General features: G+C 71.2%; 21 protein-coding genes. 6 read left to right on the forward strand and 15 right to left on the reverse strand.

What is annotated here, in order from left to right; genetic code table 11:
• Window positions 1-91: 91 nt before the first annotated feature.
• The 5 genes from ACIG5E_RS35815 to ACIG5E_RS35835 form a co-directional block, all read right to left on the reverse strand.
• Window positions 92-1,441 carry an ATP-binding protein gene (locus ACIG5E_RS35815; protein WP_396540851.1) on the reverse strand — a complete coding sequence of 450 codons (1,350 nt, stop codon included), beginning with the start codon at window positions 1,439-1,441 and terminating at the stop codon, window positions 92-94.
• A gap of 64 nt (window positions 1,442-1,505) precedes the next feature.
• A complete protein-coding gene (locus tag ACIG5E_RS35820; protein WP_396540853.1) occupies window positions 1,506-3,095 on the reverse strand; it encodes an SCO6880 family protein in 1,590 nt (529 codons plus the stop codon).
• A gap of 7 nt (window positions 3,096-3,102) precedes the next feature.
• A complete protein-coding gene (locus tag ACIG5E_RS35825; protein ID WP_396540855.1) occupies window positions 3,103-4,308 on the reverse strand; it encodes a hypothetical protein in 1,206 nt (401 codons plus the stop codon).
• 52 nt (window positions 4,309-4,360) lie between these two features.
• Entirely contained in the window at window positions 4,361-5,176 is an 816-nt protein-coding gene (locus ACIG5E_RS35830; protein ID WP_396540857.1) for a hypothetical protein, read from the reverse strand.
• A gap of 167 nt (window positions 5,177-5,343) precedes the next feature.
• Entirely contained in the window at window positions 5,344-5,694 is a 351-nt protein-coding gene (locus ACIG5E_RS35835; RefSeq protein ID WP_046386924.1) for a hypothetical protein, read from the reverse strand.
• A gap of 248 nt (window positions 5,695-5,942) precedes the next feature.
• Here ACIG5E_RS35835 and ACIG5E_RS35840 point away from each other — a divergent pair, with 248 nt between their 5' ends.
• On the forward strand, window positions 5,943-7,097 hold the full coding sequence (locus ACIG5E_RS35840; RefSeq protein WP_396540859.1) for an NlpC/P60 family protein: 1,155 nt from the start codon (window positions 5,943-5,945) through the stop codon (window positions 7,095-7,097).
• Between the two features lie 179 nt (window positions 7,098-7,276).
• Window positions 7,277-7,996: a phosphatase PAP2 family protein gene (locus tag ACIG5E_RS35845; protein ID WP_396540861.1), complete on the forward strand. Its 720-nt coding sequence runs from the start codon at window positions 7,277-7,279 to the stop codon at window positions 7,994-7,996.
• Between the two features lie 30 nt (window positions 7,997-8,026).
• Here the strand turns inward: ACIG5E_RS35845 and ACIG5E_RS35850 are convergent, their stop codons facing one another.
• The gene (locus ACIG5E_RS35850) at window positions 8,027-8,221 is read right to left on the reverse strand and encodes a hypothetical protein (RefSeq protein WP_396540863.1); all 195 of its coding nucleotides are present in this window, start codon (window positions 8,219-8,221) and stop codon (window positions 8,027-8,029) included.
• A 160-nt stretch (window positions 8,222-8,381) separates the two neighbouring features.
• On the opposite strand from ACIG5E_RS35850, the gene ACIG5E_RS35855 reads away from it, so the two are divergent.
• Both ACIG5E_RS35855 and ACIG5E_RS35860 read left to right on the forward strand, forming a co-directional pair.
• The gene (locus ACIG5E_RS35855; RefSeq protein WP_396540865.1) at window positions 8,382-9,281 is read left to right on the forward strand and encodes a hypothetical protein; all 900 of its coding nucleotides are present in this window, start codon (window positions 8,382-8,384) and stop codon (window positions 9,279-9,281) included.
• Window positions 9,282-9,458: 177 nt separating this feature from the next.
• Window positions 9,459-9,647, forward strand: a complete 189-nt coding sequence (locus ACIG5E_RS35860) for a hypothetical protein (RefSeq protein ID WP_106973824.1) — start codon at window positions 9,459-9,461, stop codon at window positions 9,645-9,647.
• A gap of 34 nt (window positions 9,648-9,681) precedes the next feature.
• On the opposite strand, the gene ACIG5E_RS35865 is transcribed toward ACIG5E_RS35860, so the two are convergent.
• Entirely contained in the window at window positions 9,682-10,062 is a 381-nt protein-coding gene (locus ACIG5E_RS35865; RefSeq protein ID WP_396540867.1) for a metal-sensitive transcriptional regulator, read from the reverse strand.
• 359 nt (window positions 10,063-10,421) lie between these two features.
• On the opposite strand from ACIG5E_RS35865, the gene ACIG5E_RS35870 reads away from it, so the two are divergent.
• Both ACIG5E_RS35870 and ACIG5E_RS35875 read left to right on the forward strand, forming a co-directional pair.
• Window positions 10,422-11,042: a DUF47 domain-containing protein gene (locus tag ACIG5E_RS35870; RefSeq protein WP_030059626.1), complete on the forward strand. Its 621-nt coding sequence runs from the start codon at window positions 10,422-10,424 to the stop codon at window positions 11,040-11,042.
• 5 nt (window positions 11,043-11,047) lie between these two features.
• Window positions 11,048-12,043 carry an anion permease gene (locus ACIG5E_RS35875; protein WP_396540869.1) on the forward strand — a complete coding sequence of 332 codons (996 nt, stop codon included), beginning with the start codon at window positions 11,048-11,050 and terminating at the stop codon, window positions 12,041-12,043.
• 132 nt (window positions 12,044-12,175) lie between these two features.
• On the opposite strand, the gene pstB is transcribed toward ACIG5E_RS35875, so the two are convergent.
• The 8 genes from pstB to mshD all read right to left on the reverse strand — a co-directional run bounded on the left by pstB (window position 12,176) and on the right by mshD (window position 21,866).
• Window positions 12,176-12,952 carry a phosphate ABC transporter ATP-binding protein PstB gene (gene pstB, locus ACIG5E_RS35880; protein ID WP_396540871.1) on the reverse strand — a complete coding sequence of 259 codons (777 nt, stop codon included), beginning with the start codon at window positions 12,950-12,952 and terminating at the stop codon, window positions 12,176-12,178.
• Window positions 12,953-12,995: 43 nt separating this feature from the next.
• Window positions 12,996-14,072, reverse strand: coding sequence for a phosphate ABC transporter permease PstA (gene pstA, locus ACIG5E_RS35885; protein WP_396540873.1), 1,077 nt, complete (start codon window positions 14,070-14,072; stop codon window positions 12,996-12,998).
• The gene (gene pstC, locus ACIG5E_RS35890; RefSeq protein WP_396540875.1) at window positions 14,069-15,046 is read right to left on the reverse strand and encodes a phosphate ABC transporter permease subunit PstC; all 978 of its coding nucleotides are present in this window, start codon (window positions 15,044-15,046) and stop codon (window positions 14,069-14,071) included. The genes pstA and pstC overlap by 4 nt, the downstream gene beginning before the upstream one ends.
• Window positions 15,047-15,198: 152 nt before the next feature.
• Window positions 15,199-16,329, reverse strand: a complete 1,131-nt coding sequence (pstS, locus tag ACIG5E_RS35895; protein ID WP_396540877.1) for a phosphate ABC transporter substrate-binding protein PstS — start codon at window positions 16,327-16,329, stop codon at window positions 15,199-15,201.
• A 227-nt stretch (window positions 16,330-16,556) separates the two neighbouring features.
• On the reverse strand, window positions 16,557-17,054 hold the full coding sequence (locus tag ACIG5E_RS35900; RefSeq protein WP_396540889.1) for an NUDIX hydrolase: 498 nt from the start codon (window positions 17,052-17,054) through the stop codon (window positions 16,557-16,559).
• 73 nt (window positions 17,055-17,127) lie between these two features.
• Window positions 17,128-18,219 carry a CHAD domain-containing protein gene (locus ACIG5E_RS35905; RefSeq protein ID WP_396540879.1) on the reverse strand — a complete coding sequence of 364 codons (1,092 nt, stop codon included), beginning with the start codon at window positions 18,217-18,219 and terminating at the stop codon, window positions 17,128-17,130.
• Between the two features lie 120 nt (window positions 18,220-18,339).
• Complete coding sequence (locus ACIG5E_RS35910) at window positions 18,340-20,517, reverse strand: RNA degradosome polyphosphate kinase (protein WP_396540881.1); 2,178 nt, start codon at window positions 20,515-20,517, stop codon at window positions 18,340-18,342.
• A gap of 374 nt (window positions 20,518-20,891) precedes the next feature.
• On the reverse strand, window positions 20,892-21,866 hold the full coding sequence (gene mshD, locus ACIG5E_RS35915) for a mycothiol synthase (protein WP_396540883.1): 975 nt from the start codon (window positions 21,864-21,866) through the stop codon (window positions 20,892-20,894).
• Window positions 21,867-21,979: the final 113 nt, after the last annotated feature.

A 21,979-nucleotide genomic window follows, 5' to 3' on the forward strand; every position in this document is an offset into this window, starting at 1 on the left:
TAACGAGAGGATTACCTGCTGACGAACCATCGCGGCCGGGCGCGGACCGGCAGCCTGCGTACGATCGCACCGCCTCCCGACCGGCCGCCGGTCAGACCCCCGGCTCGGCCGCCAACTGCCGTTCGGCCCGCACCCGTTCGGCCACCGCGTCCTCGGTCATCGCGCGGTCGGTGTACACCAGCGGCCGCTCGGTGTCGGTGATGATGTGCTTGACCACCTGGACGTTGCCGTTGACGTCCCACACCGCGATGCCCGGCGACAGGGTGGGGATGATCTCCACCGCCCAGCGCGGCAGACCCAGCACCCGTCCGGTGGCCCGCGCCTCCTCGGCCTTCTGCATGTAGATCGTCCGGGTGGAGGCCATCTTCAGGATCGCCGAGGCCTCCTTGGCCGCCGCGCCGTCCACCACGTCCGACAGGTGGTGCACCACCGCGACGAACGAGAGCCCGAGCCGACGGCCGAACTTCAGCAGCCGCTGGAACAGCTGGGCCACGAAAGGGCTGTTGATGATGTGCCAGGCCTCCTCGACCAGGAAGATGCGCTTCTTCCGGTCCGGCCGGATCCAGGTGTGCTCCAGCCACACCCCGACGATCGCCATCAGGATCGGCATCGCGATCGAGTTGCGGTCGATGTGCGAGAGGTCGAAGACGATCAGCGGCGCGTCCAGGTCGATGCCGTCGGTGGTCGGGCCGTCGAACATGCCGCGCAGGTCACCGTCGACCAGCCGGTCCAGCACCAGCGCCACGTCCAGACCCCAGGACTGCACCTCGTCCACCGCCACGCCCAGCGACTCCAACGAGGACAGCTCCGGGCTGCGCAGGGTGTCGATGATGTCGTCCAGCACGGGCTGACGGTCCTTCACCGAGGCCACCACGTGGGCGTGCGCGGCCTTCAGCGCGAAGCCGGCCCGCTCCTCAAGACCGCGCCCCATCGCCACCTCGATGATGGTGCGCAGCAGCGACAGCTGACCGGTCTGGGTGATCGCCGGGTCGAGCGGATTGAGCTTCACCCCGCCGTCCCGGGCCGCCATCGGGTCCAGCCGGATCGACTTTATGCCCAGCGCCTGGGCGATCAGGTTCCACTCGCCGACACCGTCCTCGCCCTGCGCGTCGAGCACCACGATCTGCCGGTCGCGGAACCTCAACTGCCGCAGCACGTACGTCTTCTCCAGCGCCGACTTGCCGTTGCCGGACTCCCCCAGCACCAGCCAGTGCGGGGCGGGCAGTTGCTGCCCGTACAGCTGGAAGGGGTCGTACACGTAGCCCTTGCCGCTGTACACCTCGCGCCCGATGATCACACCAGAGTCGCCCAACCCCGGTGCGGCCGTGGGCAGGTAGACCGCCTGCGCCTGGCCGGTGGAGGTGCGCACCGGCAGCCGGGTGGTCTCCACCTTGCCGAACAACAGGCTGGTGAACGCGTCGGTGAGGTTGCCGAGCGCCATGGGCGGCCTCCTGGTGCCAGCGGTAGGGGTGAGCGAGTGCGGTGCGGGTGGACGGGCGCGGCGGTCAGCGGCGGATTCCGGTGGCGAACGGCAGGGTGTTGACGAAGGCCCGGTGGTGCTCGCGGTCGCACCACTCCAGCTTGAGGTAGCTCTTGCCGGCCGACGCCCGGATGGTCCGCTTGTCGCGGGCCAGCGCCTCGGGGTTGCGCGAGGAGACCGTGATGTAGCCGACCAGGTTCACCCCGGCCGCGCCGGAGGCCAGGTCGTCACCGCGTTGGTCCACCCGGCCGGTGTGGGCCAGGTCGCGCGGGTCGACCGTGCGGTTCATCTTGGCCGCACGGCTGGCCTCCGCCTCGTCGTTGGTCTTCTCGGTCAGCATCCGCTCGATCGCGACGTCGGTGGGCTCCAGGTCCATCGTCACCGCGACCGTCCGGATCACGTCCGGGGTGTGCACCAGCAGCGGCGCCAGGAAGTTGACGCCCACCGGGGTCAGCGGCCACTCCTTGACCCACGCGGTCGCGTGGCACCACGGCTCCCGGGTCGCCGACTCGCGGGTCTTCGCCGTCAGGTACTGCGGGTGGGTCGCGTCCAGCTCGGCCGGCCAGGCGTTGCGCCGGGACATCGCCTGGATGTGGTCGATCGGGTGGTCCGGGTCGTACATCGAGTGCAGCAGCGAGGACAGCCGGGCCTGGCCCAGCGGCTGGCGCACCCGGATGTCCGCCTCGGCCAGCCGGGCGCAGATGTCGGTCAGCTCGCGGGCCATCACGGCCGCCAGCCCGTCGTCGTCCCGGGACGGGCCGCCCACCGCACGCTTCTCGTAGGCGCTGCGGCCCATCGCGTGCGCCTCGGCGGCCAGGTCACGGGTGTAGTGCATGCAGGCCACCAGGTAGGCCCGGTGCTGCTCCGAGGAGGTCGACACCATCGACTGCAGCTGGTCGTACGACTCCTGCAGCCAGCGCGGCGCGTCGTGGTCGCCGCGGCGCTCCACGTCCTTGGCGTGCGCGTCCGGGTCGGCCGGCAGGGTGCGGGCCAGGATCTGCAGCCGGGTCACGAAGCCGTCCCCGTTGGCGACGTGCTTCAGCAGCGTGCCGAAGCGGTCGACCAGCGCCTCCTGGTCCTCCGAGTCCCGCAGCCCGACGCCCGGGCCCTCGATCTCGATCGCGGCCGTCACCGTCCGCCGCTCCAGGTGCATCAGCACCCCGACCTCGTCCGGCCCGAACGGCGCGGTCAGCCAGCGCAGCCGCCCCACCCCGGGCGGCGGGCCGACCTCCACCTCCCGGCCGTCCATCCGGGTGCCCGCGTCCATCGCGTCCGAGCGCCACACCCCGCGCCCGCTGCGGACCGTCCGGCGGTAGGTGCGGTTGATCTCCACCCACTTGTAGAACGTCCGCTTGCGGTACGGCACGTAGACCGCCGCGATGGCCAGCACGGGCAGGCCGAGCAGACCGGCGATCCGCAGCGGCAGGACCGGCATCAACAGGCCCCAGAGCATTCCGACGAACGCCCCGAAGATGATCAGCAGGATCTCGCCGGACTCCCGGTTCCGGCCGATCGGCGCGTTCGGGCGGGCCTTGCCGATCAGGTAGGTGCGGCGCTGGTGCACGTACGGCTGGGCGTACTGGGCGCCGTACTGGCCGAGCGGTTCGCTGCTCACTTACCCGTCACCCCCCCTTCGCTGGATTGCTGTCGCGGATCGGAACCGGAGCCTGCGGCGGCGGCCCGGCCTGCGGCGGTGGGGCCGGCGTCCGGCCGGCGTGTGCGGCAATGCCGGGCGCGACCGAGCCGCCGCCCGCACCACCACCCGCGCCGGCCGCCTGCGGACCGCGGTCGCCGTGGGTGGAGATGCCCTGCTTCATCAGGTTCGCGGTGCCGTTGATCATCGCCGAGCCGGCCTGCACCGCGCTGGCCCGGGCCCGGCGCATGTTCAGCATCTCGTCGCCGAAGGTCGGCACGAAGCGGTACACCGCGGCGCTCGCGAAGATCGACAGGAACAGGATCGCCAGCCCGGACAGCACCCGGGCGAAGTCGTCATTGGCCCCGGCGCCGGTCGCCACCGCGCCGGCCAGGCCCAGGATGATCACGATGATCGGCTTCGCCAGGTCCACCGCCAGCATCATCCCGGCCCACCGGCGCACGTGCTTCCACAACTGCCGGTCCACCAGCCCCGCGTACACCGCGGTCCCCAGCAGCGCCCCCACGTACAGCATCGCCGCCCGGATCACCAGCTCGATCCAGAGCACCGCCGCCGCCAGCACCGCCACCAGCGACACGATCACCAGTATCAGCGGGCCGCCGCCGACGTCCCCCTTCTCCAGGGTGTCCGCGAAGCCGCTCAGGTACGTCCCGGTGTCCGACTTCGTCCCGACCGCGATCGCCTTCGTCAACCCGTCCGTCACGCTCACCACGGTGAACAGGATCAGCGGCGTGAACGCGGAGGCCACCACCGTCAGCCACAGGAAGCCGACCGCCTCCGAGACCGCCGTCGTCAACGACGCCCCCCGCACCGCCCGCTTGGTCACCGCCAGCAGCCACAGCACCAGCGTGATCACCGTCGACACCGCGAACACCACGGCGTACTGCTGCAGGAACGACTGGTTGGTGAAGTCCACCGCCGTCGTCCCGTCGATCGCCCCCGACAACTTCCGCACCACCCAGGCCGCCGCCTGGGCGCAGCCCTTGGCGAGCGACCCGAGCGGGTCGGTCACGGTGCCGCTCCCGGGGATGACGACCGCTCCGTTGGGAGCGCATCCGGCATCGCTTCCCGGGATCGGGAGATCGACCTTCTGGCAGGTGGGCGTGGCGGTCGGCGACGGATCGGCGAACACCCGCTGGGCCGCCAGCATCGTCACCACCTGCAAGGTGGCCAAGGCGCCGGCCACCGTGCCCGCGCGGCGTGCGGTCGAACGGCGTGTGGTCTGGTCAACGGGCATAGCGGAACCCCCCGAACTGCTGCACGGCGCCGGTGATCTCGTCGGCGGTGGCGGCCTGCTGGTCTCCGGGCATCGGCGCGGGGCCCTGCCTGCTGGTGAAGTCAGTGAGTTTCCAGTCGTTCCCCGTCCAGTGGAGCGAGAGCGCGAGGGTGAACCAGTTGGCGGTCACCGGCTGGACGGAGTGTTCGCCGGCGAGGCCGGTGAGGCCGGTGCACCACACCTCGACCTTGGCGTCCCCGTCGTTGTAGCCCGTCGACTTGGTGCCGACCGGGACGGTGCGGCTGACGAAGGTGAGGCCCTTGGGGGCGCGGCCCTGGGCGTCGAGGCCGTAGCGGGCGGCGGTGTCGCCGCCGAAGCCCTGGTCCAGCCGGCTTTGCAGTGCCCCCGCCGCTCCCGGGTCGGCGATGGTGGCGACGATGGTGTGGCGGCTATCGGTGCGGAACATGTCCGCGGAGCCGATCGCCACCGCGTAGTTGGCGGCGGCGGACTGGGAGCCCTGGTCGCTGTGCGGGAAGCCGGAGGCGATGCCGTTGACGGTGGTGCCGACGGGCTGGTCGCCGCTGGGGGCCGGCCCGGCGCCGGAGGCGGCGGTGGGCGCGGCGTGGTCGGCGGAGCTGCCGCCGTTGCCGGTGCCGGGCTTGCCGCGGTTGGCGATGGAGATGGCGACGACGAGCAGGGTGACGACCACGAGGACGGTCAGCAGGGTGCGCAGCGGACGTGACTGACGGATGCTCGGTGGCGAGGAGGGCTGTTCGTCGACCGGCAGCCGCGTACGGGTGTGCGGCTGGTCGTCGGACAACGGCACGGCGGCCCTCCTGGTGCGGGGAGCCGGGGCGGCTCCGGGGGCCCTCCGCCCGGGGGCGGGCGCGGACGGAGGGTGGGAACGGGGGTGGAGTCCTGGCTGGTCGGCCACTGGTGGGGTCCGGGCGGGGGACCTGCCCTCAGGCGGGCCGGGTCACTGCTGTCCGATCGTCAGATCGCCATGCCGTAGACAATGGTGAACAGAGTGCCGAGTGATCCAATGATGAACACGCCGGTCAGCCCGGCGATGATCAGTCCCTTGCCCTGTTCGGCGCCGAAGCTGTCGCGCATCGCGGTCGCGCCGATCCGCTGTTTGGCCGCACCCCAGGCCGCGATGCCGAGGCAGAGGATGATGGCGAGGGCCATGATGACCTCGACCATCACCCGGGCCTCCGACCCGAGGGTAGCGAACGGACCCCAGTCCGGGGCGATCCCGCCGATGATGGTGTCGATGCTCGGCTTCTTGGGGGGGTCTTCGGCCAGGTGGCCGACCGCATAGGTGTGCACGCTGCTCAGGTTCATTTCCATCTCACCGCCCGATCAGGCAAATTCAAGGGCCCTGACCCCGCCCGCGCGAAGGGTCGGTGCCTATTCTTGGCCAGATCTGATGTCGACTTGGCTACTTCTCGCGGATTGGTCGCGAGGCATCGGACACGTACGCGAGGATGTCCACCGTACGAAGGATAGCGCTCACTCTTTGTATCTCTGATGATTGCGGTGAGCAACGCCTTCCGGGACACTTCGACTGACGATTCGTCGGGATGGTGCTGATGGTACTCCGGAAGGCCGGTACGGCCACCGCTGCGGCGGGAGTTGTCGCGTTCGGGTTCCTCGGTCTGGTGACGATGGGGACGTATGCGGCGAGTGGGACGCCGCAGCAGTCGGCGAATCGCTCGGCACTCTCTCCCGGAACCGTCCCGGCGGCCTATCAGGACGCGTTCCAGAAGTGGGGCTCGCTCTGCCCGGAGATCTCCCCGCCGATGCTCGCGGCGCAGCTGTACCAGGAAAGCGGTTTCGATCCCAGGGCCCAATCCCCCGTCGGGGCCCAGGGAATGGCGCAGTTCATGCCGGACACCTGGCCGGTGTACGCCACGGACGGTGACGGCGACGGCAAGAAGGACGTCTGGAACCCGTACGACGCGATCGCCACGGCGGCGGTGTACGACTGCGCGCTGGCCAAGGACGTCGCCGGGGTGCCGGGCGACCCGCAGGCCAACCTGCTGGCCGCCTACAACGCCGGCCCGTACGCGGTGACGAAGAACAGGGGCATCCCGCCGTACAAGGAGACCCAGGGCTACGTGCGGAACATCCAGGCGATGGCCCGGAGTTTCACCGCGTCGACCGCGCCGGTCGAGGTGTCCGCGCAGTCGGCCGGCGCGATCTACTTCGCCCAGACCAAGCTCGGCACGCCGTACCTGTGGGGCGGCGAGGGCCTGGCCTCGCAGAACGGGCAGTTCGACTGCTCCGGGCTCACTCTTGCCGCGTTCGCCACCGTGGGCATCGATCTGCCCCGGGTGGCCAACGACCAGTGGTACGCCGGACCGCACCCGTCGCGCGATCAGCTGCGGCCGGGGGACCTGGTGTTCTTCGCGACGGACCTGAGCGATCCGCGGAGCATCCACCACGTGGGGATCTACGTCGGCGGCGGCTACATGATCAACGCACCGCACACGGGGGCGGTGATCCGCTACGACAAGATCGACACCAGGGAGTACATCGGAGCGACCCGTGTCACCTCGGACGGCGCCCGGGCGCTGCCGAGCCGCGACAACAACGGCAACGGCGCGGTCAAACCCCCGAGCCGCCCGGGCACCACGGCGCCCACCACCCCGGCCGCCGCCGCCCCGCCCGCGGCCGCCGCCCCGCCCGCCCCGACGGCGCTGAACCGGCCCAACGGCACGGGTGGAACCGGTGGGACCGGCTGAGTCGTCCGACGATCTGTGTGCGGGCTGTGGACGCTGAGTCAAGTTTCCATAACCCCGCGTTTCCGTGGAACGCTGTGTCCCGGCGATGACGTTGGGTCCGGTGGCCCCTCGTCAGCTTTCCGCGCCGGGCGGGCCCCGGCGGGAACGTACAGGTGCAGCGGATCAGAAGGAGGTGCGGCGTGTCGACGCCGCTTGCCGACACGACCAACCCCGACCTCGGCCTGCTCTACGCCGTCAACGGCCTGGCCAAGCGCTCCCCGCAGTGGCTGGACCACCTGGTCTCGTGGATCGGTGAGTATGGCATCCTGATCGGCCTCGCGATGCTCGGGCTGGTGGGCTGGCTGCAGGCCAGACGCCGCCCGGACGCACCGGTGGCGATCGCCGGGCTGCTCTGGGTGCCGCTCTCGGTGGCCGTCGCCGAGCTGGCCAACCTGCCGATCGCCGCGATCGTGGACCGGCCGCGCCCGTTCGTCGACCACCCGGGCCTGCTGGTGCTGGTGGACGGCAAGGCCGGCACCCACTCCTTCGTCAGCGACCACTCGACCATGACGATGGCCGTCGCGGTGTCGCTGTTCCTGGTGAACCGGAAGCTGGGCTGGATCGCCGGGGGGCTGGCCCTGCTGCAGGGCTTCTGCCGGATGTTCATGGGCGTCCACTACCCGACCGACGTGATCGGCGGCTACGCGCTCGCGGTCGCCGTGGTGCTGCTGCTGGCGCCGATCGCGATGGCGGTGCTGGTCCCGTTCTGCCACGCGCTGAGCCGGACGGCGGTCGCCCCGCTGATCCGGGCTCCCGAGCGCGGCGGTACGGCCCGCGGCGCGGCCCAGCGCGGCCGTCGGCGCGGGCGGGGGGCGGTGCGCTCCGAGGAGCAGCCGCCGGAGTCGGACCTCGCGGCCTGAGCCCGGACCGCCCGACGGGGTCCAAGAGGTCTAGTCCGCCGACTCGCCGCCGTACTCGGCCACGTGGTCGGCCGCCTCGCGGCGGGCCAGGTCGCGGGACCGGCGGGCGGCGGAGTACCAGCCGCAGCTGCAGGTCGCGAAGGCGAAGGAACCGCGTTCGCCGACCGCGACGCGGTGCTCGGGCATCCGGGTGGTGCCGGGGACGGCCGGCAGCTCACTGTGCACGTGGTTCACCGTAACGCGCCGGACGGCCGGTTCGCGACGCCGGGTTTCCCCGGCTCCCGTAACCCTTCGTGGCTCAACTCGTTTGCCCGGAAAGAGCTCTGCCCACCCGGAGGTGTCCGGCGGGGCAGTCGGGCCCGAGGGGGTTGTCGCGAGGATGAAGATGACCGACCAGCAGCGAACCGGGCGGCCGGCGCGCCGTCCGGGGCCGCACCTGCGCTCGGCGGCCGGGGCCGCCCTGCTCGCCGCCGCCCTGGCCGCGGGAGCCGCCGGCTGCTCGGGCCACTCCGGCGGCGGCTCCTCCGACCAGCAGTCGGCCGTCGCCGACCAGCTGGCCGCCGACCCGCTGACGGCGGTGCGCAACGCCGCCGACATCACCGGCCGCACCGGCTCCGCGCACGCCGCCACCGAGCTGGTCACCGAGTCCGCCGACAAGAAGGCCTCGTTCAGCGGGAGCGGCGGCTACGACTACGTGAAGCGGATCGGCCGGCTGGAGGTGCAGGTGCCGCCGGGCGCGGCGACCACCGGGAAGATCGTCGAGGTGGTCCTGCCGGGCACCGTCTACCTGCAGAACAGCGGGGCCAAGGTGCCCGAGGGCAAGTGGGTCAAGCTGGACGTGCGCCAGCTGCCGGACGGCAACCTGGTGAGCAGCGGCGCCACCGACCCGGCCTCGGCGGCGGGTGCGCTGCGCGGGGTGCGGAAGGCCGATCTGGTCGGCACCGAGACCGTGGACGGCGCGCCGCTGCACCACTACCGGGGCACCCTGGACCTGGCCAAGGCGGCCGACGCCACCGGCGGCCGGGGCGGGGACGGCCTGCGGATGGGCGGGCAGACCTTCACCGTCAAGGAGGTCCCGTACGACGCCTGGCTGGACGACCAGGGCCGGCTGCACAAGGTGGTCGAGGTGTTCACCTTCGCCGGGGTGGCCGGGTCGAAGGAGGCCAAGGACCAGGTGAAGGTCACCTCCACCACCTCGCTGTCGGACTTCGGCAAGCCGGTCGAGGCGGCCGAGCCGCCTGCCTCGGACATCTACCAGATGAAGCCCTCGGAGAGCCCGAAGTAGGCCGCCGGGGCGAGACGGGGCGCCGCCGGGGCGGGTGGCCGCGCGGGGAGCGACGGCCACCCGTTTCGGCGGCGCCGAGATGGCCCGTCCGTGCCATGTGGACGGGCCCCGGAGTGCCTAGGCTGGACGTCGGGTGGCTGCCGCCCGGGCTGGCGAGGCACTGAAGGGGTGGTGCAGGTGGTGTCGTCCACGGGCGGCCGCAGCGGCGGCCACGACGACGCGGCCCTCGACGAGATCGAGCTGGCCGGCGAGCTGATGATCGCCGCGACGGCCAGCACCGGTGAGCGGCTGCCGACCGAGCGGATCGACGAGGTGCTGCTGGACCGGGTGGACCCGGCCCGGACCGAGCGGGAGGGCGACGGCTGACGGCCGCTCCGGGATCGGCCGCGCGGAGCCGGGCTCAGCTGCGCAGCAGTCGGCCGATCGCGGCCGAGGCCTCCGCCACCTTGGCGTCCAGCTCGACGCCGCCCTGTTCGGCGGCCGCGGCGACGCAGTGCCGCAGGTGCTCCTCCAGCAGGGAGAGCGCGAAGGACTGCAGGGCCTTGGTGCTGGCCGAGACCTGGGTGAGCACGTCGATGCAGTAGACGTCCTCGTCGACCATCCGCTGGAGGCCGCGGATCTGGCCCTCGATCCGGCGCAGCCGCTTGAGGTGGGCGTCCTTCTGCGCGCTGTAGCCGTGCGGGCCGTGCCCGCTTCCGTGCGCCGCGGCGGCGGGGGTGCCGGCGTGCGGGTCGCTCCCGGGCGCGTGGTCCGGCTCGGTGCGCGCTTGCGTCGTGGTCATCGGCCCGCCTTCGTCTGAGTGCCTGGTGGCTGCGTCGGCCACCAGTGTCCAACACCCGGGCCTTCCGTGGTGTTCCGACGGCCCACCCGGCATGTGCCGAACGGCCTGGTGGGGGTCGGCGCGGGGTTCACCCGTCTGGGCGGCGCCCCGCTCCCGCACACGCAGGACGGGGGCAGTCGGGGCGAGGTTCCGTCAGACTGGGGAAGCACGTCCGCACATGGCAGTGCGGCCCGGATCGGCCGGTTCGACAGCCGAACGGAAGGGGAGGTTCCGCCTCCCTGCTCACGACCCCGTTTGCGCGATCGCGCTTGGTTGCACCTAGCATCGTTCAGTCCCTACCCCGCACATCGGAGATTTCCGTGCGTTTTAGCCTGACCCCGAAGGAGACGAGTTTCTACGACATGTTCGCCGCCGCCGCGGAGAACCTCGTCGTCGGATCGAAGCTCCTGCTGGAACTGCTGGGATCAGACGTGTCGGCCCGCGCGGAGATCGTCGAGCGCATGCGCGCCGCCGAGCACGCCGGGGACGACACCACCCATGCCGTCTTCCACCAGCTGAACTCCTCCTTCATCACGCCCTTCGACCGCGAGGACATCTACAGCCTCGCCTCGTCGCTGGACGACATCATGGACTTCATGGAGGAGGCCGTCGACCTGGTCGTCCTCTACGACATCCAGACCCTGCCGAAGGGCATCGAGCAGCAGATCGAGGTGCTGGCGCGCGCCGCGGAACTCACCGCCGAGGCGATGCCGAACCTGCGCAGCATGTCCAACCTCACCGAGTACTGGATCGAGGTCAACCGGCTGGAGAACCAGGCCGACCAGATCCACCGCAAGCTGCTCGCCCACCTGTTCTCCGGTCAGTACGACGCCATCGAGGTCCTCAAGCTGAAGCAGGTCGTGGACGTCCTTGAGGAGGCGGCGGACGCGTTCGAGCACGTCGCCAACACGGTGGAGACCATCGCCGTCAAGGAGTCCTGACCCTCGTGGACATGGCAGCACTCATCGCCGTCATCGGCGTTGCGTTCTTCTTCACGTACACCAACGGCTTCCACGACTCGGCGAACGCGATCGCCACGTCGGTCTCCACCCGGGCGCTGACCCCGAGGGCCGCGCTCGCGATGGCCGCCGTGATGAACCTGGCCGGCGCCTTCCTGGGCAGCGGTGTGGCGCACACAGTCTCCCAGGGGATCATCGAGACCCCCGCCGGCAACCAGGGGATGGCGATCCTGTTCGCCGCCCTGGTCGGCGCGATCGCCTGGAACCTGGTCACCTGGTACTTCGGACTGCCGTCCTCCTCCTCGCACGCGCTGTTCGGCGGCATGGTGGGCGCGGCGCTGGCCGGCGGGATCGGGGTGATCTGGAACGGGGTCATCGACAAGATCGTCATCCCGATGATCGTCTCGCCGGTGGTCGGCCTGATCGGCGGCTTCATCGTGATGCTGGCGATCCTGTGGATCTTCCGCCGAGCCAACCCGCACCGCGCCAAGCGCAACTTCCGGGTCGCCCAGACCGCCTCGGCCGCCGCGATGGCGCTGGCGCACGGTCTGCAGGACGCCCAGAAGACCATGGGCATCGTGGTGATGGCGCTCACCATCTCCGGCCACCAGACCACCGGCGACATCCCGGTCTGGGTGAAGATCTCCTGCGCGACCATGCTCTCGCTGGGCACCTACGCGGGCGGCTGGCGGATCATGCGGACGCTCGGCCGGAAGATCATCGAGCTGGACCCACCGCAGGGCTTCGCGGCCGAGGCCACCTCCTCGGCGATCATGTACATCACGTCGTTCGTCTTCAAGGCGCCGATCTCCACCACCCACGTGATCACCGCGGCGATCATGGGCGCGGGGGCCACCAAGCGGATCCGCGCGGTGCGCTGGGGCGTCGCGAAGAACATCGTGCTCGGCTGGTTCATCACGATGCCGGCGGCCGCCATCGTCGCAGCGCTGGTGTACTGGTTCGTCCACCTGTTCTGGGGCTGAGCCCCGAACCCCCGCCCCGGGCCGAAGGGGCGGACAGCAGACAGGGCCCGCCCCCACATCTCGGGGGCGGGCCCTTCTTCATGCCCCGCGGCGGCACCGCCATGCAGCACCGCGGGACAGCTGGGGTCCGGTCTAGCCGAAGCGGCCGGAGATGTAGTCCTCGGTCGCCTGCACCGACGGGTTGGAGAAGATCCGCTGGGTGTCGTCCAGCTCGATCAGCTTGCCCGGCTGGCCGACGCCGGCCAGGTTGAAGAAGGCGGTGCGGTCGCTTACGCGGGCCGCCTGCTGCATGTTGTGGGTGACGATGACGATGGTGAACTGCGACTTCAGCTCGCCGATCAGGTCCTCGATGGCGAGGGTGGAGATCGGGTCGAGCGCGGAGCAGGGCTCGTCCATCAGCAGGACCTGGGGCTCGACCGCGATGGCGCGGGCGATGCACAGGCGCTGCTGCTGACCGCCGGAGAGGCCGGCCCCCGGCTTGTTCAGCCGGTTGTGGACCTCCTTCCAGAGGTTGGCGCCCTTCAGCGAGCGCTCCACCACGTCGTCCAGGACGGACTTCTTCCGCACGCCGGCGAGCTTGAGCCCGGCGACCACGTTGTCGTAGATCGACATGGTCGGGAACGGGTTCGGGCGCTGGAAGACCATGCCGATGGAGCGGCGCACGGCGACCGGGTCGACGTTGGAGGCGTACAGGTTCTCGTCGTCCAGGAGGACCTTGCCCTCGACCCGGGCGCCGGGGATCACCTCGTGCATCCGGTTGAGGGTGCGCAGGAAGGTGGACTTGCCGCAGCCGGAGGGGCCGATGAAGGCGGTCACCGAGCGGGGTTCGATGCTCATCGAGATGTCCTCGATGGCCTTGGTGGTGCCGTAGTAGGCCGACAGTCCGCTGACGTCGATGCGCTTGGCCATGATCGTTGCTTCTCTCGTCTGTCTTCGTACGTCAGTCGGTCGCTCAGTGTCCGCCCTTGGGCGAGCGCCAGCGTGCGATGCCCCGGGCGATGAGGTTGAGCCCCATCACGAAGGCGATCAGCACCAGCGCGGCGCCCCAGGCGCGGGCGTAGCCGAAGTCGTTGTTGACCACCGAGTACTGCTGCCAGATGTACATCGGCAGGGACTGCTGCGGTCCGTCGAACGGGTTGCTGTTGATGTAGTCGGCGCCGAACACCAGCATCATCACCGGGGCGGTCTCGCCCGTGATGCGGGCGACCGCGAGCATCACACCGGTGGTGATGCCGCCGATCGCGGTGGGGATGACGATCCGCAGGATGGTCTTCCACTTCGGCACGCCGAGGGCGTACGAGGCCTCGCGCAGCTCGTTCGGGACGAGCTTGAGCATCTCCTCGGTGGACCGGACCACGACCGGGATCATCAGGATCGCCAGCGCGAGGCTGCCCGAGAAGCCGGAGTAGCTGAAGCCCAGGGCGAGGTTCCACAGCGAGAGGATGAACAGACCGGCGACGATCGACGGGACGCCCGTCATGACGTCGACGAAGAAGGTGACGGCCTTGGCGAGCCGGCCGCGGCCGTACTCGACCAGGTAGACGGCGGTCAGCAGACCCAGCGGGGCGGCCATCAGGGTCGCCAGGCCGACCTGCTGCAGGGTGCCGAGCAGCGCGTGGTAGATGCCGCCGCCGGGGCCGGACTGGATCACGCCCTTCATCGAGTGGCTCAGGAAGTTCCCGTTCACCACGCCGATGCCCTGCTGGACCGTGTAGACGGTCAGCGAGATCAGCGGGACGACGGCCAGGATGAAGGCGACCCAGACCACCGAGGTGGCGAACCGGTCCATGGCCTGGCGGCGGCCCTCGACCCGGGCCGAGATCAGGTAGCCGCCGACCAGGAACAGCAGGGCCGAGATCAGGCCCCACTGGAGGTGGCTCTGCAGCCCGCCGGCGGCGCCGATCCCGCAGCCGGCCGCGATCGAGCCGGCGGCGACGGCGGGCGGGGACCACTTGGGCAGCCGGTTGGCGGTCAGCCTCGCACCGACCTGCGGCCGGGCGTCCTCGGGGACGGTGGTGACGGTGGTCATGCGTTGGCCCCCGAGTATTCCTTGCGGCGGGCGATGATCAGTCGCGCGGCACCGTTCACCAGCAGGGTGATCACGAACAGGACGAGGCCGGAGGCCATCAGCGCGTCACGGCCGTTGTTGCCGGCCTCGGCGAACTTCAGCGCGATGTTCTGCGCGAAGGTGCCGCCGCCCGCGTCGAGGATGTGCAGCGACAGGACGCTGTTGGCGGAGAGCACCACCGCGACCGCGATGGTCTCGCCGAGCGCCCGGCCGAGGCCGAGCATGGAGGCCGAGATGATGCCGGGGCGGCCGAACGGCAGCACCGCGGTGCGGATCATCTCCCAGCGGGTCGCGCCGAGCGCGAGCGCCGCCTCCTCGTGCATCCGCGGCACCTGGCGGAACACCTCGCGGGAGACCGCGGTGATGATCGGCAGGATCATGATCGCCAGCAGGATGCCGACCGTGAACAGGTTGCGCGGGGTGCCGGTCTTGGTCTGGTCGAAGAGGTACGTCCAGCCCAGGTACTGGTTGAGCCAGCTGGTCAGCCCGTCCATGTGCGGGACCAGGAACAGCGCGCCCCAGAGGCCGTAGACGATGCTGGGGACGGCGGCGAGCAGGTCGACCAGGTAGGCGAACGGCTGGGCGATCCGGCGCGGCGCGTAGTGCGAGATGAACAGCGCGATCCCGATGGCCACCGGGACGGCGATCACCATCGCGATCAGGGCGCTGACGATGGTGCCGAAGGCCAGGACGGCGATGCCGAAGACCGGCTTCGGCGCGTCCGGCGTCCACTCGAAGGTGGTGAGGAAGTTGCCGTTGTTGTTGCTGAGGGCCATGCCCGAGCGCCAGGCCAGGAAGCCGGCGATCGCGGCCATGATGACCAGCAGCAGGATGCCCGCGCCGCGGGCGAGGTTCATGAAGATCTTGTCGCCGACGCGGCTGTCGCGCGGTCGGCGTTCCCTGCCTCGCGGGGCGGCAGGGGAGGATGAGGTCATTGTGGTCTACTCCGGTCTGGTGGTGCCGCCCCGGAAGGGGGACGGCACCATGGCGGCGGTGCCCCGGACGTTGGTGCTGGATGGTCGTGTTCCGGTGGGACGGCCCCAGCCCCCCTCGCTCACGGGGCCGTCCCACCGGGGGTCCTGTCGGGTCAGGCCAGGGCGCCGACGGCGGCCTTGACCTTGTCGCCGATCGCGGCCGGCATCGGGACGTAGCCCTTGTCGCCGATCGACTTCTGGGCGGCGTCGCTGATGGTGTAGGTCAGGAAGGACTTCAGGGTGTCCAGGGTCTCGGCCTTGTTGCCCTTGTCGCAGGCGATCTCGTAGGTCACCAGGACGATCGGGTAGGCCTTGTCGGCCTTGGTGCCGTAGTCCAGGGAGAGGGCGAGGTCGCCGTCGGTGCCGGACACGGTGGAGGAGGCGATGGTGAGCGCCGCGTTGGCGGCGGTCGCCTCGACCGGCTGAGCGGCGCCGGTGGCGATCTTGGCGCTCTTCAGGTTGTTGGTCTGGGCGTAGGACAGCTCGGCGTAGCCGATCGAGTTCTTGACCTGCTTGATCTGGGCGGAGACGCCGGCGCTGCCGTTCGCGGACTGGCCGCCCTTGCCCTTCCACGCCTTGTTCGGATCCGCGCTCCAGGCGCCGCCGGAGGTCTTGGCGAAGTAGGAGGTCAGGTTGAAGGTGGTGCCCGAGTCGTCCGACCGGTGGAAGGTCTGGATCTCGGCGTCCGGCAGCTTGGCGCCCGGGTTCAGGGCGGCGATCGCCGGGTCGTTCCACTTGGTGATCTGCGAGTCGAAGATCTTGGCGGCGGTCGGGCCGTCCAGGACCAGGTTGTCGACGTTGTCGACGTTGTAGACCAGCGAGACCAGGCCGGCCACCATCGGCAGGTCGATCGCCTTGCCGCCGGTGCAGACGGCCTTGGAGGCGTCGACGTCGGCGGGCTTGAGGGCGAAGTCGGAGCCGGCGAAGGCGACCTTGCCCTGGTTGAACTGCTGGACGCCGGCACCGGAGCCGCCGCCGCTGTAGTTGACCGTGGTGCCGGAGCAGGAGGAGCCGAAGTTGGTCTTCCACACGTCGATCGCGGGGGCCTGGGCGGTCGAACCCGCGCCGAGGAGCGTGCCGGCCTTGCCACAGTTGATCGCGGCACCCGCCGCGGAGGAGCCGCTGGAGCCGCCGGACGCCGTGTTGTTGTTGTCCGACCCGCAGGCGGCGAGCGACAGCGAGCTGACGAGCGCCATGGCACCGATGGCGAGGGCCTTGGAGCGGCCGTTCCGCTGGAGCTTCACAGGGGTGTCCCTTTCTGTGGCATTGCCCGTCGCGCAGGCCGTGTGGACACGGCCGGGCGTGGGTTTTGCTGTGGTCCGGGGCCCGTTCGGCCCTCCGGTAGTCCCGAAGTTAGGCCGGGTAGGTGACACGTCAGCCGGTCGCAAGTGAACGGGGAGTGAACCTCGAACGGATGACAGGAAACTACGTCACGTAGTAACGGTTGCGTCACGGCAAGGCCGCAGGGAGATCACTTCCGCCGTTCCTTCATCCGCGGCTCCTCGCTCGTCCGCACGGGCTTCGCTCCCAGGATCGCCAGCAGGGCGTCGACCAGCAACCGGTCGCGGTCGTGGGTCAGCCGCGCCCGGGCCTTGCCCGCCGGCAGCCACTCCAGGCGGTCGACCTCGCGGTTCGGCCGGAAGGCCCCGCTGGTGGGCACCGCCGCCCAGTACCGGACCTCCTTCGGACGGCCCTGCGCCAGGTAGTGCTGGGCGGGCAGCTCCGGGCCGAGCAGGCAGTGGAAGCCGGTCTCCTCCGCCACCTCGCGCAGCGCCGCCTCGACCACGCCCTCGCCGGGGTCGAGCTTGCCCTTCGGCAGACTCCAGTCGTCGTACTTCGGCCGGTGGATCACCGCGATCCGCGGCCGGCCCAGCCGCCCGCTGGGCTTCGGCCGACCGGGCAGCCAGAGCACCGCGCCCGCCGCCAGGACCACCGGGGCACGGCCCGTCCCGGTCGCGACCGCGTCCACCGGCTGGCCGGTGCCCGGGCGGCTCTGCCCGGTGCCCGGGCGGCTCTGCCCGATGTTCAGGCGATCGTGCAATTCAGGCCGTCCGTGGTGCGGGGGAATGCCCCCAGCCCTCGGCAGGGGGGATCTCCAGCCAGCCGTCCAGGCCGGGCGGGAGGTCGGGCCACCGGCGGCCGAAGGCGTACCGCGCCGCCTCCACCTCCAGTCGCTGATCAGCATGCACCACGCCCAGCACGTAGGCGGTCGCGGGGGTGATCCTCGGGGTGCGCGCCGCGGTGGCGGCGGTGACCGCGGCGTCCGCCGCCTCCTGGTGCCGGTCCAGCACCGCGTCCAGCTCGTCCAGCTCGGAGGACGGGCGGCCGCACACCTCCAGCGCGTACCGGGCCCGCTTCACCAGGATCCGCAGCCGGGACCAGGGCGCGTCGTCGGCCGCCAGCGCGGTGTCGGCGTCCGTCGACACGACCCGCGCCGAGGGCACCGAACCCAGCCGGCGCAGACCGTCCCCGCCGTACGGCGTCGCGGCCCGCTGCAGCGGCAGCTGCTGGGCGCTCGCGGAGAGCGCGGTGAACGCGGCCGCCGCCTGCGGCAGCAGCACCGCCGACGCCCGGCCGCCCGCCGTCTCCAGCAGCGGCGCCTCGCCGACCAGCAGGGTCATCCGGTCCGCGAGCGCGTGCAGCCGGGCCGAGCGCAGCTCCTGGAGCACGGTGGAGTGCGCCCTGGTCCGGGCCAGGGTCAGCTGCCGGTCCAGCAGCGCCCGCGCCTTGGGGGCGCCCGCGTGCCCGGCCAGCATGCCGGTGCCCTCCGGGTCGGTTCCGCTGAGCGAGTCCACCGCGCCCAGCAGCCGGACCGAGCGGCGGACGTAACCGGGCTCCAGTGCCAACAGGTTGAGCAGCCAGCGCAGTTCGGTGCGCGACTCCTGCGCCCAGGCCTGCTCGAAGACGGCGCCGAAGGTGTGCAGCAGCCCGCCGATCCGGCGCACCGCCCGCAGCAGGTCGGCCGTGCCGCTCGACGGGACGGCCGCGGCCGAGCCCGGTCTGGCGCCGACCTCGCCCACCGCGAGCGGCAGGGCGCGCAGGAACGCTCCAGCCTGGGCGGTGAGTTGGCGGGAAAGGATGTCCCCGGCGGTCGCTGTGGCGGCCGCCTGGGCCGTCATCGGCGCATCGGTCATGGCGTGGTTGATCCCCGTTCCCCCGGGCCCTTCCCCGGGGCTGGTGGCCGACCGCCGGAGCAGGTCCCCTCGGGGCCTTCGGGGCCCCGACCGCTCCGGCGGCTCGCATCAGTGGACGCGTCAGCGCGGGGTGGCGGCCCGGCGGCGCTGGCGCGAGTCGATGAGCAGGTCCTGGACGTACCGCAGCGGCCGGCCCTCGGCGTCCTGCGAGTGGCGGTCCCAGGCGCCGTCCGGCCCGAGGTGCCAGGACTCGGTCTCGTCCGACACCCCGAGGTCGATCAGCCCGGACAGCTCCGCGCGGTGCGCCGGGTCGGTGATCCGCAGCAGGGCCTCGATCCGGCGGTCCAGGTTCCGGTGCATCATGTCGGCGCTGCCGATCCACACTTCGGGATCACCGTTGTTGCCGAACACGAAGATCCGGGAGTGCTCCAGGAAGCGGCCGAGGATGCTGCGCACCCGGATGTTCTCGCTCAGGCCCGGCACCCCCGGCCGGATCGCGCAGATCCCGCGCACCCAGACGTCCACCGGCACCCCGGCCTGCGAGGCCCGGTAGAGCGCGTCGATCACGGCCTCGTCGACGATCGAGTTGACCTTGATCTTCACGTACGCGAGCCGGCCCGCCCGGTGGTGGGCGATCTCGTTGTGGATCCGCGAGACCAGCCCGTCGCGCAGGCCGCGCGGGGCGGTCAGCAGCCGGCGGTAGGACTCGCGGCGCGAGTAGCCGGACAGCCGGTTGAACAGGTCGGAGAGGTCCGCGCCGACCTGCGGGTCCGAGGTGAGCAGGCCGAGGTCCTCGTACAGCCGGGCCGTCTTCGGGTGGTAGTTGCCGGTGCCGACGTGGGAGTAGCGGCGCAGGGTGTCGCCCTCCTGACGGACCACCAACGACAGCTTGCAGTGGGTCTTCAGCCCGATCAGGCCGTAGACCACGTGGCAGCCGGCCTCCTCCAGCTTGCGGGCCCACTTGATGTTGGCCTGCTCGTCGAAGCGCGCCTTGATCTCGACCAGGACCAGCACCTGCTTGCCGGACTCGGCCGCGTCGATCAGCGCGTCCACGATCGGCGAGTCGCCCGAGGTGCGGTACAGGGTCTGCTTGATCGCCAGCACGTCCGGGTCGGCGGCGGCCTGCTCCAGGAAGGCCTGCACCGAGGTGGAGAAGCTGTCGTACGGGTGGTGCAGCAGGACGTCGCGCTCGCGCATCGCGGCGAAGATGTCCGGCTGGGAGGCGGACTCGACGTCGGTCAGCCCGCGGGCCGTACCGGCCACGAACTTCGGGTACCTGAGCTCCGGCCGGTCCAGGTCGGCGATCCCGAACAGCCCGGTCAGGTCCAGCGGCCCGGGCAGCGGGAAGACCTCCGCCTCGGTGATGTTCAGCTCCCGCACCAGCAGGTCCAGGATGTAGGGGTCGATCGACTCCTCGACCTCCAGCCGGACCGGCGGACCGAAGCGCCGCCGCATCAGCTCCTTCTCCAGGGCCTTGAGGATGTTCTCGGTGTCGTCCTCCTCCACCTCCAGGTCCTCGTTGCGGGTGACGCGGAAGGCGTGGTGGGCCAGCACCTCCATCCCCGGGAAGAGCTCCTCCAGGTGCGCACCCATGACGTCCTCCAGCGGGACGTACCGCTGGGGCGAGGCCTCCAGGAAGCGGGCCAGCGACTGCGGGACCTTCACGCGCGCGAAGTGCTTGTGGCCGGACACCGGGTTGCGGACGACCACGGCCAGGTTGAGCGAGAGCCCCGATATGTACGGGAAGGGGTGCGCCGGGTCGACCGCCAGCGGGGTCAGCACCGGGAAGATCTGCTGCCGGAACAGGGTGTGCAGCCGGGCCTGCTCCTTCTCGGCCAGCTCCGGCCAGCGGACCACCTCGATGCCCTCGGCGGCGAGGTCCGGCAGCACCTCCTGCTGGAAGGCGGCGGCGTGACGGGCCATCAGCTCGCGCGAGCGGGTCCAGATCAGGTCCAGCACCTCGCGCGGCTGGAGGCCGGACGCACTGCGCTGGGCGACGCCGGTGGCGATCCGGCGCTTGAGGCCGGCCACCCTGACCATGAAGAACTCGTCCAGGTTGCTGGCGAAGATCGCCAGGAACTTCGTCCGTTCCAGCAGCGGGATACCCGGGTCCTCGGCCAGCTCCAGGACGCGCTCGTTGAACGCGAGCCAGCTCCGCTCACGGTCGAGGAAGCGGCCCTGCGGCAGTGCTTCGAACTCCTGCTCGTCCGAGGCCGGCAGCTCGGGCGGGATGCCCAGCGCACCGGACATCCTGGCCGTGGGCGCCGGCGGGGCAGGGACGGGGCGGGGGATGCTCATGGGTTCCAGCTCCTCCAGCAGGACGGCGTCCGAACGCGAGTGGCTCTGCGGGCCGTCGTCCTCGCCCCGGGTCGCCCCCGGGAACAGAGCCCACCCACCGGGCGCGGTCCGTACAGGACCGGCCGACGAATGGCGGTCGACTCTGCACGAGCGAGACACTACGGACTTCATCCTGTGATCTTCACGGCAGCAATTGAATCCACGGTAAACACCGCATGGCCAGGAGGAAAGCTGAGTCGGTCGGAGCAAGGGGCGGTGCCGTTCTCCGCCCCTCGCCCGCGACCGTTCCGTTACGGCTGGGCCGTCCCCGGCCAGGGTGTCACTTCGGGTCCGGGTGTGGGTGTGGGGTGTGGGTGTGGGTGTGGGGTGTGGGTCTAGGCGGAGGTCTGGGTCGGCCGGTCCGCCTGGTACTGGGCTCGGTACATGAGGTCCACCTCGTGGATGGTGAATCCCAGTCGCTCGTATACCCGGACGGCGGCCGGGTTGTCAGCGTCGACGTAGAGGAGGACGGTCGCCAATCCGCGCTCGCCGGCGCCTGCCCCGGTCAGGTGACGCAGGCCCGCCGCGGTCAGCGCGCGCCCGAGGCCGCTGCCCTGCTCGGCCGGGTCCACTCCGACGACGTACACCTCGCCGAGCTCCGGCTCGGTGGCGGTGGCCGGGTGCACCTTGGTCCAGTGGAAGCCCACCACCTTGCCGTCCCGGATGGCGAGGAAGAAGCCGGCCGGGTCGAACCAGGGCTCGGCGATCCGCTCGGCCAGGTCCTGCTCGGTCCAGGAGCCCTGCTCCGGGTGGTGGGCGAAGGCCAGGGCGTTCAGCCGCAGCCACTCGGCGTCGTCCTGCCCCGGACGGAAGGTCCGGAGCTCGATGCCTTCGGGGACGGGCACCGCCTCGGTCTGCGCGCCGGTGCGGCGCATCTGCCGCAGCTCGCGGACCAGCTCAGCGCCGTACGCCCCGGCCAGGTGCCGGGCCGCCGGGTGGCCGCCGTGCACCCAGAAGTCCACCGCGTCCCGGCCGGCCCGGTGGGCCTGCGCCAGTACCGCGTCGACCAGCGGACGGGCCAGGCCGCGGCCACGGGCTGCCGGGTCCACCACCAGCTCGGCGGCGGGGTTGGCGGTCGGAGCCTCCGGAACTTCGAGCTGGCCGTAGCCGACGACGAAGCCGCTCTCGCTCCCGATCACGTGGATGATGCCCGGGCGGGGCGTCTCGGCGTTCCGCAGCCGGAGCCGGCCCTGCTCGGACACGGCGGCCCGGCCGTCCACCGCCTGGGCCTCCGCCAGAACACGCAGGGCGCCGTCGCGCTGCTCGGGGCTGAGCACATTGCTCGCAATGACCGCTGTCTGATCGTCCATACACCGACGATACGTCAACGGAAATGCGAAAAGCCCCCGATCCGATGGATCGGGGGCTTTTCTGAATGATTGTTCGGCGGCGTCCTACTCTCCCACAGGGTCCCCCCTGCAGT

Origin of the sequence: Kitasatospora sp. NPDC053057 (genome assembly GCF_044546945.1) — a bacterium.
Taxonomy (GTDB): domain Bacteria; phylum Actinomycetota; class Actinomycetes; order Streptomycetales; family Streptomycetaceae; genus Kitasatospora.